A 13,593-nucleotide genomic window follows, 5' to 3' on the forward strand; every position below is an offset into this window, starting at 1 on the left:
AAGTTTATTTACCAACTAATCTATGCCTTAATTTCTTTATACGATCTCTGAGAATTGCAGCTTTTTCAAAATCTAAATCTTTGGCCTTTGTTTTCATTTTAGATTCTAATTTTTCAATTAATTCTGGCAATGAGTCTAAGGATATGCCGCTATCGGAATCTTTAGAACTATGATCAATTAACTTATCTGCAATATCAACAAAATCATCTGAATTTCCATCCTGATTTAATCTTCTTGAGAGCTCTAAAAAAGAAAGAATTGAATTATTAGCTTTCTTACCTGCTGGTTTAGGAGTTATATCATTTTCAATATTATAAATATTTTGTATTTCACGGCGTCTTTCTGTCTCACTAATAGCCTTTGCCATAGAGTCTGTCATTTTATCTGCATAGAGCAAAGCTAAACCTTCAACATGCCGTGCTGCTCGTCCGATTGTTTGAATCAAAGATCTTTGAGCTCTTAAAAATCCTTCTTTATCTGCATCGAGAATTACTACAAGAGAGACTTCAGGTAAATCTAGACCTTCTCTTAAAAGATTAACTCCTACTAATACATCATATTCACCCAGTCGCAAATCTTGAATAATTTCAATTCTTTCTATCGAATGAATCTCTGAATGTAAATAACGAACTCTTATTTTATTTTCAGATAAATAATCTGTAAGATCTTCAGCCATTCTTTTCGTAAGAGTTGTTATAAGTATTCTTTGATTTTTCGATGCTCTTTTTCTAATTTCGAAAAGTAAATCTTCAACTTGCCCCTCGGTTGGACGTACTTCAACCAAAGGGTCTAGAACTCCAGTAGGTCTAATCACTTGCTCAACTATATTACCTATACTTTGAGACAATTCCCAATCACCAGGAGTCGCACTTATAAAAACAGTTTGTTTGGCTTTTTTCCAAAATTCAATATCCTTTAAAGGACGGTTATCAGCAGCACTTGGTAGTCTAAAACCATGATCAATTAACACTTTTTTTCTAGCTTGATCACCATTATACATAGCTCTCAATTGAGGACAGGTAACATGACTTTCATCAATAAGTAATAACCAATCTTTAGGAAAATAATCAATTAGACACTCTGGAGGAGAACCAGGCTCTCTTGCAGAAAGATGACGAGCGTAATTTTCAACTCCATTACAATAACCAACTTCTTTTAGCATTTCTAAATCATAAATTGTTCGTTGTTCTAATCTTTGAGCTTCAAGTAATTTTCCTTCTTGATTAAAAAACTCTAATCTATCTTTTAATTCTTTTTTTATTGCTTTGATTGCAGATTCTAAACGATCTTTTGGTGTTACAAAATGTTTTGCCGGATATATATTTATTGAGTCAAGTCTATTTAATATTTCGCCAGTAGTAGGATCGACATAAGAAATACTTTCAATTTCATCTCCAAATAACTCAATTCTAACAAGTCTGTCATCATAGGCTGGGCCTATTTCTAATACATCTCCTCTTACTCTAAATCTACCTCTACTGATTTCTATATCGTTGCGTGTATATTGATTTGAAACTAATGATCTAAGGCAAGATCGTAAATCAATACTTTGACCAACTTTAAACTTAACAGAAGCTTTTAGATATTCGCTTGGAATTCCTAGACCATATATACAACTAATTGACGCGACGACAATGACATCATCTCGTTCAAATAACGATCTAGTTGCAGAGTGACGTAACATATCAATTTCTTCATTAATTGATGATGTCTTTGCTATATAAGTATCACTGACTGGAACATAAGCTTCTGGCTGATAATAATCATAGTAAGAGATAAAATATTCAACAGCATTCTCAGGAAAAAATTCCCTTAATTCATTACATAATTGAGCTGCAAGTGTTTTATTGTGAGCTAAAACCAGAGCTGGCCGACCAGTTTGCTCTATCACATTAGCTATCGTAAAAGTCTTTCCTGTTCCAGTTGCACCTAATAAAGTTTGAAACTTTTCGCCATCATTTACGCCTCCAACTAGTTCTTTTATAGCTGCAGGTTGATCGCCTTTTGGAACATAAGGAGCTTTAAGTTGATAGTCAGGCATATACTTAATTTATTGCTAAAAAAGGCCTATTTATTAATTCCATATTCTTCAAATTGTGATCAAAAAAAATTATAGATTACTTTATAAAATTCATTGACTAATCGTGGAAGCCAATTTAAAAGAATTTAAAGCCTGGCGAAGACCTTTTACAGTCGCAATCATAGCTAATTCAGTATTCAATTTATTAACAGCCGAACCAATACCAACCCCACTAGCTCCAACTGATATAGCCATTGGGACAGTCACTTCAGAGAGTCCAGAAGCACAAATGACAGGAATATCACAATGACACTCCTTTAAAGCAGCGGCAATAGCGAAAGTTCCAGCCAAAGTAGGTGAAGCTTTTTCTATTAAACCTAAAGTTCCAGGACTAATGGGATGAGAGCTCGTCCCTCCCTCTGTCTGGATCAAGTCGATCCCTCTATCAATAAGATTTAACGCTAATTGAGCTTGACTATCTAAAGGCAAAAAATGGGGAACGGTGACTGACAAAACAACTTCAGGTAAAAGACGTCGAGATTCAACTGCCAATGAGAGCACCTCATCAGCTGAGAAAAAACGTCCATCTGGATAAAAAGAATCAAAGTTCCCAATTTCAATAATTGATGCTCCTGCTTTAACGGCTTCAGGGAAAAGTTTTGGTTCAACAGAACTTACGCAAACAGGAGTATTCGAAGCCTCCACAGCTAGCTCTACTAAATTTGGTTCACAAGCAATGTCCAATAAATCTGCACCCCCAAGACCTGCCGCTTTTGAAATTCTCAATACTGATTCTGGATTAAAATTATTCAAACCAGAAATTACTTTCAATAAAGATCTATCTTGAATACTCTTTTGAAGTGAAACTGGCAATGTCTGCAAACGTGTCATAAAAGCATTAACTATTAATCTGATTGTGACACTGACTAAGCAAAAGAACTAAAAAAATGCGAATAGAGCTCTGAAACCAAAGCAAATGTCACAATCTTCTAAAAATGACAGGTCTTGGAGTAAATGGCATATGCGTTTGCACAAAAGGCTGAAACAAAATAAATCTTTGCTTCCCAGAAACTCCACCCTTCTTCTAGCTATATCTGGTGGGCAAGATTCGATGGCTCTTCTTAAATTAATTATTGATTTAAGAAGACTATATCAATGGCAAATCGAAATCTGGCATGGAGATCACCAATGGCATGCAAAATCCGAAAGAACAAAAGAAGAACTAAAACGTTGGTGTCTTAATGAGCAAATATCATTTCACTCTAAAAAAGCACCTAAACAAGATGTAACTAATGAAAAAAAAGCAAGAGATTGGAGATATAAAAACCTAATAATTAAAGCTAAATTATTATCATCAAAAAATATTTATTATCCTTGTACAAGAATATTAACTGGTCATACAGCTACTGATCGAGCAGAGACAATAATTATGAACTTAGCCAGAGGCAGTGATCTAATTGGCCTTAGTACCCTCAGAGAGCAAAGAGCTTTAGAGAGTAATTTAGAATTAGCTAGGCCTCTACTAATTTTCAATAGAAACGAGACTCTCGAAATTTGCAAAGAGTTTAATCTACCAATTTGGATTGATCCTTCAAATGAAAATATAAATTTAACAAGAAATAAAATTAGAAAAGAAATTTTACCAATTTTAAATTCAATCTATAAAGGTGCAGACTCAAGAATAGCCTCTTTAGCTAATAGACTTGAAAGTTACAGCGAAGACCAACAATCATTAGCAAAAATAGCAATAAAATTTTGCCAAGGAGACGAAATCAATTCTCTTTCCAGGCAAAAACTTAGCGATTTCAGCAACTCTATAAGAAAAGTAATACTCGCTAATTGGTTAAAAATGTTAGGAGTAACAAGATTAACTGCTTTGCAAATCGAAGAAATAAATACAAAAATATCTCAAAGAAATCCACCAGGGAATATCCATCTACATGGGAATTTCCTAATAAGTTGGAACAAAAAAACTATCTATATCTCAAGCAAGACTCAATAAGATAAGTTTTTCGTAGATCAGCTAATTGCTGATCTACGACGTCTTGTTCTTCCAGTTGGCATTTCTTCAGGGTTGACTTCGCTATTTGTTTTTTGTTCTGTTCCTGAACTTATCTCTTTTTTTGTTACGGAGGCATTAGTCGCATTAGGTGCTTTATCTGCAGTCTTCTTAACTACTTTTCGAGAATCTGGCTGTTGATCAAGTTGAGGTTTATATGCACGAGTCCCACCAGGAGCAGGTTGAACAAGGCAAAGAATTAATGGCTCAGCTTGAACCTCTCTTCTCAATCGACGAGATAATCCTGATTCAACCTCTCTTTGTAATCCAATCCAATCGACCTCTACTGACTTACCTCCAGTTTTAAGAACAAGCTGTTTCCATCGATTTTCCAAGACCCAATTAATTTCTCTTTCAGTCCAATTGACCATTGTTTTGGCATCAACATTAGTAATCACACCTCGAAGATTCACCCTCGGTGGTGCAACCATTACGCCATCAGTGCTAATTGGGGTAAGAACCGTGATGACTCCATCATCAGCAAGTTGCTGACGTTCTTTTAAGACTCGAGTATCGACAATCCCTGTTCTAGAAGAATCGAGTAATTCCACGCCTGATTTAACTGGTGACCCTTGAACGAGAGAGTCAGGTCTTAATTCAGCAACGTCCCCATTTTCCATAACCAATACATTATCTGGATGAACCCCCATTGATACTGCAGTTTTCCCATGAAGAACTTGCATTCTGTACTCTCCATGCACAGGAATGAAATATTTAGGTCTAGTTAAGCCAAGCATCCATTTTTGATCTTCTTGACATCCATGCCCTGAGACATGAATACCTTTGTCTTTGCCATAAATAACTTTTGCACCCAATTTTATTAATTTATCAATCGTATGCATTACGGATATAGTATTTCCAGGAATAGGACTAGCAGAAAAAATGACAGTATCACTAGTTTTCAACTGAACATGTTGATGCTCGCCTCTCGCGATACGGCTCAAAGCAGCCATTGATTCTCCCTGGCTACCTGTCATCAATAAAAATGTCTCTCTATCCGGCAAATCTCTGATCTGTTTAATTGGGAAAAACAAATCATCAGGGAAACGCATGTATCCAAGTTCTCTTGCTTTCCCAACCACATTCAGCATTGAACGACCTAGTAAACCGACTTTTCTACCATTTTTCATTGCTAACTCTAAAAGCATCGCTACGCGATGAGTTGAACTAGCAAAAGTCGTTACCATCACTCTGCCCTCAGCAGTAGCAATGTATCTATCTAAATTTGGAAAAACAGAATATTCAGAAGGCGTGAATCCTGAAACTTCAGAGTTGGTTGAATCAGAAAGAAGACAAAGAACACCCTTATCTCCATAGTGGGCCATTCTAGCTAAATCTGAAGGCTGTCCATCAGGTGGAGTATGATCGAACTTGAAATCACCCGTGAAAAATACTATTCCGACTGGAGTCGTTACCGCGAAAGAATAACTATCAGAAATTGAATGTGTATTTCTAACAAATTCGACTGAAAAATGTTGCCCAACTTTGATTACTTCTCTAGGTCCACATACTTGTATTGTTGTCCGATCAGCAACTCCTGCTTCCTCCATTTTCCCCCTCAGCATAGACATGGCAAGAGGCGGTCCATAAACAATTGGAATATTAAAACTCTTTAAATGATGAGAAATTCCACCGATATGATCTTCATGTCCATGAGTCACAACCAAGCCTCTTATTCGACTTTGATTTTCACGTAAATAAGTCGTATCTGGCATAACAACATTTACCCCATGCATCCCATCAGTTGGGAATGCCAGCCCAGCATCAAGAATCATGATGTCGTCACCATATTCAAATACACAAGTATTTTTTCCAATTTCCCCTAGGCCACCTAAGGGAATAATCCTCAAACAAGGAGATTTTGATTGATTATTTTTTGAACCTTGAAAATTGATTGAACTTGATGTCATGGAAAAATTTATGTAAAAAAACTTGGTTGTTACCTAAATGAAAGTCTGATCCACTCGGAAACGAGGGAACAGATCAAATCAATCTCATAGAAGAGAGTATCTTCAAGAGTTCTTCTTTCATTTCGCTGTTTAAAGAGACTAAAGGACTTCGAGGAGGGCCAACAGACCAACCAATTAATTGAAGTGCCGCTTTAACAGGAATAGGATTTGTGGTTGCAAAAAGAGATTTAAAAAGAGGTTGTAATATCTCATGCAAATAAAGTGCCTCAGCGTATTTACCTTCTAAAAAACTCTCTATGATTAATTTCAAATTTGGACCAACTAAATGACTTGCAACACTAACCACACCTACTGCCCCTACTGAAAGCATTGGTAAAACCAAAGCATCATCACCGCTATAAATAGCTAAGTCTGATCCACAATAGTTTCTTAATTGAGTCACTTCCTCGGTTGTTCCACTTGCAGCTTTAAAACTGACTACATTACTGCAATCCATAAGCTTACTTACAATACTAGGCGATATCGAACATCCTGTCCGCCCTGGAATGTTATAGAGCATCAAAGGTAACTTAGGAGCTGCATTTGCTATAGCGCGAAAATGAACTTCTAATCCTTCTTGCGGTGGTTTGTTGTAATAAGGAACAACTACTAATGCACCATCAGCCCCTGAACTAGCTGCTTCCTTTGTGGCTGCAATAGCTTCAGAGGTAGAATTACTTCCTGTTCCAGCCAAAACTTTAGCCCTGGAGCCTAAGGCATTTCTCACTGTTTCCAGCATCTTTTGTTGTTCTTGCCAGGTTAAAGTCGGTGACTCTCCTGTAGTGCCACATACAACGATGCCATCTGAACCTTGATCTACTAAATAATTTGCCAAATCAGCTGCAAGACCATAATCAACTTTCCCGTCTTCATTAAATGGAGTCACCATTGCGGTTAACATCCTTCCAAAGGGTGCTGGTGATAATAAAGCTGACTTATTCATGATTTTCTTGGCAATAAAAGTTCAGCAATCTGCACTGCATTAAGTGCGGCTCCCTTACGGATTTGATCACCACATAACCATAATTCCAAAGCATTGGGGTTACTTATATCCTGCCTTATACGGCCAACAGATATTGGGTCTCTACCAGTTACATCTAGTGGCATCGGAAAACGATTGTTTCCAAAATCCTCAAGGATCTCAACTCCTGGTGCAAATTCTAAAATCTCATAAGCTTCTTTTAATGGAAAAGGCTTTGTAAATTCAATATTGACCGCTTCAGAATGCGCTCTGAAAACAGGAACTCTTACACATGTTGCGGTCAGAGAAAGCTCGGGATCATCAAGAATCTTTCGGGTTTCGTTTACCATTTTCATCTCTTCCTCGCAATAATTATTCGATTGCAAAGGTGAATTATGCAAAAAAAGATTAAATGCCAAAGAATGAGGAAGAACTTTACTTTTTGGAGTTATTCCATCTAAAACTTCTTGACTTAATTTTCCTAATTCTTCCATTGCCATTGCACCTGCACCACTAGCGGATTGATAGGTTGATACAACGACCCTCTTTATAGGAATATGCCTGGTCAATGGAGATAGAACCAACGCTAATAAAATAGTGGTGCAATTAGGATTAGCAATTAATCCTTTGTGCTTACTCGCTTCGACAGGGTTGACTTCGGGAACGACTAAAGGAACATTCTCGTCCATTCGAAATGCACTGGAGTTATCAATCATCAAAGCTCCAGAACTTAGAATTTTATCTTTCCACTTACGTGATATTGAACCACCAGCTGAAGCTAAAACTAAATCTACATTTTCAAAACTTTCTTTAGTTGTCTCTTCCACTTTCAACTCATTTTCACAAAAGCTCTGAATCCCTCCTGCTGAACGATGAGAGGCCAATAAAATTAATTTTTCAATAGGAAAAGATCTCTCTTCAAGCAAAGTTAATAATTCCTTACCTACAGCTCCACTCGATCCAAGGATCGCAACTGTAAGAGGTCTATTTGGAAGAAGAAACTGTGGGTTCAAACTTAATGCAGAGAATTAAAAGGTTTAACAAAAAATTTTTTCTTATTGGAAAAATCAACAAATAACAAATTTTTCGATGCTTTTTAGGCCACAATAGCTTTGGAAGTGAATTAACGCTTTCTTACGCTAACCAAATTTGAGAATTCCGTTTCAATGAGTGCTGCAAAATTAAAAGTAAAAACCAGTTCGAAACCTAATAGCAGAATTGCTGTAGAGGTAGAGGTACCAGCAGATAGATGCAAAAATAGTTATGACGAAGCTTTAAGCAAACTCAGCAGATCTATCTCAATACCTGGCTTTCGCAAAGGTAAAGTCCCAAAAGCAGTAGTAATCCAGCAACTTGGAGTCAAAAGAATACAAGCTTCTGCATTGGAATCACTCTTGCAAAAAGTATGGACAGAAACATTAGATCAGGAAGGAATTGAACCTTTATGTGAACCTGAACTCGAAGAGGGCTTTGAAACTATTTTAGAAAATTTCAACCCTGACAAACCTCTTACATTAAAACTTGAAACTGATATAGCCCCTATCCCAATTTTAAAAAAATCTTCAGGGCTAACTGCTGAAGTAGAGAATTTAATCTTTGATCCAAAAAAAGTAGATGAACTTATTGAACAATCCCGATCTCAACTAGCAACTAAGGTGCCAGTTAGTGATCGTGCCGCAAAAAAAGGAGATATTGCTTTAGTAAGCTTTAAAGGAAGTTTCTCGGATAATGGAAGCGAAATTGAAGGTGGAAGCGCAGATTCGATAGAAATAGAACTTGAAGAAGGCCGAATGATTCCTGGTTTTATTGAGGGTGTCATTGGAATGAAGATTAACGATAAAAAAATATTAAAATGTGAATTTCCAAAGGATTATCATCAAGAAGATGCCAAAGGCAGAAAAGCTGAATTTAATGTCAGTTTGGAAGATTTGAAAATCAAGGAATTACCAGAACTCAATGACGACTTTGCAAAGCAAGCGAGTGATAAAGAAAATATGTCGGACTTACGCGCAGATCTTGAAAAAAGGCTGAAGGAGGATACTGATAGAAAACAAACGAAAAATCGACAAAATTCACTTCTTGACGCTTTGGTCAAAGAACTTGAAGTTGATCTACCAAAAAGTCTTATTGACCAAGAAGTGCGCGTAATTGTTGAGCAAACAGCTCAAAATTTTGCTCAGCAGGGTATTGATGTCAAATCAATGTTTACTCCAGATCTGGTTAAATCGCTAATGGAATCTTCAAAAGGCGAAGCAGAGACAAAGCTCCGTCAAAAACTCGCTCTAAATGCTTTGGCTGAGTCGGAAAAAATTGAAGTTTCACAAAAAGAAATCAATTCAAAACTTAAACAAGTTGAAGCTGATATCAAACTTTCAAACGAAAAAAATATCGACAAAGATCGTCTCAAAGAGGCGATTACTGATGATTTATTGCAAGAAAAATTGTTTGTTTGGCTCGAAGAAAATAATACTGTTATAGAAAAAGCCCCAGAAAAAACTAAAGACCAAAGCAAAGAGAAAAGTTCTAAAAAGACAACAACAAAAAAAAATAAAGAAAAGAAAAGTTCTAAAACACCCAATTCCTAGTTTCTACACATAGATTACAAGTAACAGCTATCTACAGTTCAAGTTGATTGAAGCAAGACAAAATCACCTGGTTAATAGTTTATGGAATAACTCCTGTCTGTTTTCAGGACCGGGAGTTCTACCAACAGTAATCGAACAATCAGGTCAAGGAGATCGGGCATTTGATATTTACTCTCGATTACTTCGAGAAAGAATCATCTTTCTTGGAACTGATGTAAACGATCAAGTTGCTGATGCATTGGTGGCTCAAATGCTTTTTTTAGAAGCTGATGATCCAGAAAAAGATATTCAGTTGTATATCAACTCTCCTGGAGGGTCTGTAACTGCGGGACTAGCTATCTATGACACGATGCAACAAGTTAGTCCTGATGTCATAACAATTTGCTATGGCCTTGCAGCAAGCATGGGGGCTTTTCTTTTATCTGGAGGAACAAAAGGAAAAAGACTTTCATTGCCCAATTCCAGAATAATGATTCATCAACCTCTTGGTGGAGCTCAAGGTCAAGCTGTGGAAATTGAAATTCAAGCCAAAGAAATTCTCTATTTAAAAGAGACTCTGAATTCACTTTTAGCTGAACATACTGGGCAAAATATTGAAAAGATTTCAGAAGACACTGATAGAGACCACTTTCTTTCTCCCCAAGAAGCGGTTGAATATGGCCTGATCGACAAAGTGGTTTCAAATCTCAACTCCATATGAATCATTAAGGAAAGCTGACAAGGCATCAATCCTCAATGATCCTATTAATTGAGACTGAATAAAATTAATTATCGGTCTATCTAACCTGTTTTTTCTTAGAGCTCGATGGCAAAATTTGAGGCCCATCTTAAATGCTCCTTTTGTGGCAAGGCACAAGATCAGGTGAGGAAACTCATTGCTGGTCCGGGAGTTTACATATGCGATGAATGTATCGACTTGTGCAACGAAATTTTGGATGAAGAATTAATTGATAATCAAACTCATCAAAGGAATGGAAATGATCAAAGCCGTAAAGGTAAAGCTCCCAAAACAACAGCTAAACCTGCTCCAACTTTGGCTTCCATACCAAAGCCTATTGAAATTAAAAAGTTTTTAGATGAACAAGTAGTGGGGCAAGAACCAGCAAAAAAAATCTTATCAGTAGCTGTTTACAACCACTATAAGAGACTTGCATGGAAAGGTGATGGATCTGGTGAGACTGATTTAACAGCAACAAAATTACAGAAATCTAATATTTTATTAATTGGCCCAACGGGATGCGGAAAGACATTACTTGCACAAACATTAGCTGAAATGCTAGATGTTCCATTTGCTGTTGCTGATGCAACAACTCTTACTGAAGCCGGATATGTTGGTGAGGATGTAGAAAACATTCTCTTACGTCTCCTACAAAAAGCAGATATGGATGTCGACTTAGCACAAAGAGGGATTATATATATCGATGAAATTGACAAAATTGCTAGAAAAAGTGAAAACCCATCTATTACCAGAGATGTTTCGGGAGAAGGCGTCCAACAAGCTCTATTAAAAATGCTTGAGGGTACTGTTGCTAACGTGCCACCACAAGGAGGCAGGAAGCATCCTTACGGTGATTCTATTCAAATTGATACCAGCCAAATACTCTTTATATGTGGTGGAGCATTTGTTGGTTTAGATGATGTAGTACAAAAAAGACTTGGAAAAAATTCAATTGGTTTTATACCAAATGAAAATAGAGCTAGAACCAAATCAAATCGAGATCGTATTGGTGCAGACTTAATTAATGACCTAGAGCCTGATGATCTAGTGAAATATGGCTTGATTCCAGAATTTATTGGAAGAATGCCTGTAAGTGCAATATTAGAACCATTAAATGCTAAAGCTCTTGAATCTATTCTCACAGAGCCAAGAGATGCCTTGGTAAAACAATTTAGAACCTTATTAAGCATGGATAATGTAGAGCTTTCATTTGAAGAAGATGCTGTTGAAGCAATTGCACAAGAAGCCTATAAAAGAAAAACTGGTGCTAGAGCTTTGCGAGGAATAGTTGAAGAAATAATGCTAGATTTAATGTATAGCCTTCCATCTCAAACTAAGATTAAAAGCTTCAACGTAACAAAAAAAATGGTTGATGAAATTACAGGCGGAAAAGTTGTTCCGCTATTATCAAATGAAAAGCGGATCGTTAAAGAATCTGCCTAGAAAGAATAAACTTTTTGAATATCTTTTTTGAGGGCAATAGAAAAATCATAAAATCTTGAAGAATTAAATTGGTCAAGTATTTCTTAAATAATTTTCAACTTAGATTATGATCAATTAAATCAAAATTAAATTCATAAATATTTTTAATTGCAAATGATAAATAATTATGAGCCATTACACCATAAATATCGTCCTAATAGCTTTGACGAGCTTGTTGGGCAAGGTCCAATTACATCTACATTAAAACAGGCTTTAACCAGTAATCGTATTGCACCTGCATATATATTTACTGGTCCTAGGGGAACAGGTAAAACATCAAGTGCAAGAATTTTTGCAAAATCTTTAAATTGTTTACGAAGTGAAAAAGCTACAACCGTACCTTGTGGTGAATGTGAACTCTGTAAAGGGATTAACTTAGGCAATGCATTGGACGTAATTGAAATTGATGCTGCTTCCAATACTGGTGTGGAAAATATTCGTGAATTAATAGAAAGGTCTAAATTTGCTCCTGCAAAAGCTCGCTGGAAAGTTTATGTCATAGATGAATGCCATATGCTTTCAACTGCAGCTTTTAATGCACTTCTAAAAACCCTAGAAGAGCCACCTCGTCAAGTTGTATTTATTCTTGCGACAACAGATCCTCAACGCGTTTTACCTACAATTCTTAGTAGATGCATGCGCTTTGATTTTAAAAGAATAGGTTTGAATCATTTAGAAAGTCATTTAATCAATATTGCTAAAAAAGAAGAGATTGTGATCAACAAAGAGGCAATAGCATTGATTGCAAAGCATTCTCAAGGAGGATTAAGAGATGCAGAAAGCTTACTTGATCAAGTCAGTTTACTTCCTCAACCAATAACTCAATCAAATATCATTAACCTAATAGGTTCTGTTCCAGAAGAAGAGTTAATTATATTAGCCAAATCATTATTAAATAAAGATCCTAATTCTATTTTAAATATTTGCACTCGCTTAATTAACCATGGTAAAGAACCAATTGCTATTTTACAAGGAATAGCATCTATATTACGAGACTTAGTTGTCAAAAAAGTCTCAAATAACCCAACAAATTTATATAATATTTCACAAGAGAATAGTGAGAATTTAAAAGACTTAGCAGATTCAATCAAACTTGATCAAATACTGAGGCTTCAGGCTAAATTAAAAGGGTCAGAAAGCTATATTAGAAATAGTAATCAGCCAAACTTATGGTTAGAAATTCAATTACTAGGAATGCTCTCAGATGAAAATTCAAAAGAAAATAATAAAGAAATAGAAACCTTTAGTAAAACAACAAAAATAAAACTTTCTGATTTTGAAAATAAGAATGATACTGCAGAGAAAACAGAATCAAATAATCAAAAAGAATTAATACAAAAGACCTCTTTTGAAGAAGAAACACAACTAAGAGAAAATAGAAATCTTGATACTATTTGGAAAAATGTGATAGCGATGTTAGAACTTCCTTCAACCAAAATGCTACTTTCACAACAAGCAAAATTAATAAATTTGAACTCAAATTCTGCTGAAATTTTGATTTCAGAAAAGTGGATCAATATGATTCAAAGTCGAAAAAGTCTTATTGAAGATGCTTTTTACAAAGCAAGAGGATCCGCAACTAAAGTTATTTTAAAACAACAAAAAGAAAACTTCTCTAATTATAAAAAAAGTGAAAACAATTCTAATCAAATTGAACAAAAAAATGAATTTAAAATTGATAGAGAAATCAATGAAAATAATTTAGAGGAAAAGAAAAAAATACAATCAAATAATAATTTAGATGCAAGCTCTATTGATCAAAAAGCTAGGCAATTTGCAGACTTCTTTAATGGAGAAATAGTCAATCTTGAATAAACAA

At 35.7% G+C, this 13,593-nt stretch carries 10 protein-coding genes; 5 read left to right on the forward strand and 5 right to left on the reverse strand.

All coding sequences use genetic code 11. The features are described 5' to 3' along the window. Positions 1 to 4: 4 nt before the first annotated feature. Positions 5 to 2,041: an excinuclease ABC subunit UvrB gene (uvrB, locus tag O5633_RS07915; RefSeq protein ID WP_269609088.1), complete on the reverse strand. Its 2,037-nt coding sequence runs from the start codon at positions 2,039 to 2,041 to the stop codon at positions 5 to 7. Between the two features lie 90 nt (positions 2,042 to 2,131). Beyond that, positions 2,132 to 2,911, reverse strand: coding sequence for a DUF561 domain-containing protein (locus O5633_RS07920; protein ID WP_269609089.1), 780 nt, complete (start codon positions 2,909 to 2,911; stop codon positions 2,132 to 2,134). 130 nt (positions 2,912 to 3,041) lie between these two features. Between O5633_RS07920 and tilS the strand changes: the two genes are divergently transcribed. Continuing rightward, the gene (gene tilS, locus O5633_RS07925) at positions 3,042 to 4,022 is read left to right on the forward strand and encodes a tRNA lysidine(34) synthetase TilS (protein WP_269611336.1); all 981 of its coding nucleotides are present in this window, start codon (positions 3,042 to 3,044) and stop codon (positions 4,020 to 4,022) included. Between the two features lie 17 nt (positions 4,023 to 4,039). On the opposite strand, the gene O5633_RS07930 is transcribed toward tilS, so the two are convergent. From O5633_RS07930 to O5633_RS07940, 3 genes are all read right to left on the reverse strand, one after another. Continuing rightward, a complete protein-coding gene (locus O5633_RS07930) occupies positions 4,040 to 5,989 on the reverse strand; it encodes a ribonuclease J (protein ID WP_269609090.1) in 1,950 nt (649 codons plus the stop codon). Positions 5,990 to 6,062: 73 nt separating this feature from the next. After that, positions 6,063 to 6,971 carry a 4-hydroxy-tetrahydrodipicolinate synthase gene (dapA, locus tag O5633_RS07935; RefSeq protein ID WP_269609091.1) on the reverse strand — a complete coding sequence of 303 codons (909 nt, stop codon included), beginning with the start codon at positions 6,969 to 6,971 and terminating at the stop codon, positions 6,063 to 6,065. Continuing rightward, positions 6,968 to 8,002: an aspartate-semialdehyde dehydrogenase gene (locus O5633_RS07940; RefSeq protein ID WP_269609092.1), complete on the reverse strand. Its 1,035-nt coding sequence runs from the start codon at positions 8,000 to 8,002 to the stop codon at positions 6,968 to 6,970. Before O5633_RS07940 ends, dapA begins: the two co-directional genes overlap by 4 nt. Positions 8,003 to 8,155: 153 nt before the next feature. Between O5633_RS07940 and tig the strand changes: the two genes are divergently transcribed. The 4 genes from tig (at position 8,156) to O5633_RS07960 (ending at position 13,589) form a co-directional block, all read left to right on the forward strand. Next, positions 8,156 to 9,574: a trigger factor gene (tig, locus tag O5633_RS07945; RefSeq protein ID WP_269609093.1), complete on the forward strand. Its 1,419-nt coding sequence runs from the start codon at positions 8,156 to 8,158 to the stop codon at positions 9,572 to 9,574. A gap of 43 nt (positions 9,575 to 9,617) precedes the next feature. Then, a complete protein-coding gene (clpP, locus tag O5633_RS07950) occupies positions 9,618 to 10,274 on the forward strand; it encodes an ATP-dependent Clp endopeptidase proteolytic subunit ClpP (protein ID WP_269609094.1) in 657 nt (218 codons plus the stop codon). 105 nt (positions 10,275 to 10,379) lie between these two features. After that, a complete protein-coding gene (clpX, locus tag O5633_RS07955) occupies positions 10,380 to 11,735 on the forward strand; it encodes an ATP-dependent protease ATP-binding subunit ClpX (RefSeq protein WP_269609095.1) in 1,356 nt (451 codons plus the stop codon). Positions 11,736 to 11,888: 153 nt separating this feature from the next. Beyond that, positions 11,889 to 13,589, forward strand: coding sequence for a DNA polymerase III subunit gamma/tau (locus tag O5633_RS07960; protein WP_269609096.1), 1,701 nt, complete (start codon positions 11,889 to 11,891; stop codon positions 13,587 to 13,589). Positions 13,590 to 13,593 lie beyond the last annotated feature (4 nt).

The sequence above is a fragment of the Prochlorococcus marinus str. MIT 1013 genome (genome assembly GCF_027359395.1).
Classification (GTDB): Bacteria; Cyanobacteriota; Cyanobacteriia; order PCC-6307; family Cyanobiaceae; genus Prochlorococcus_B; species Prochlorococcus_B marinus_E.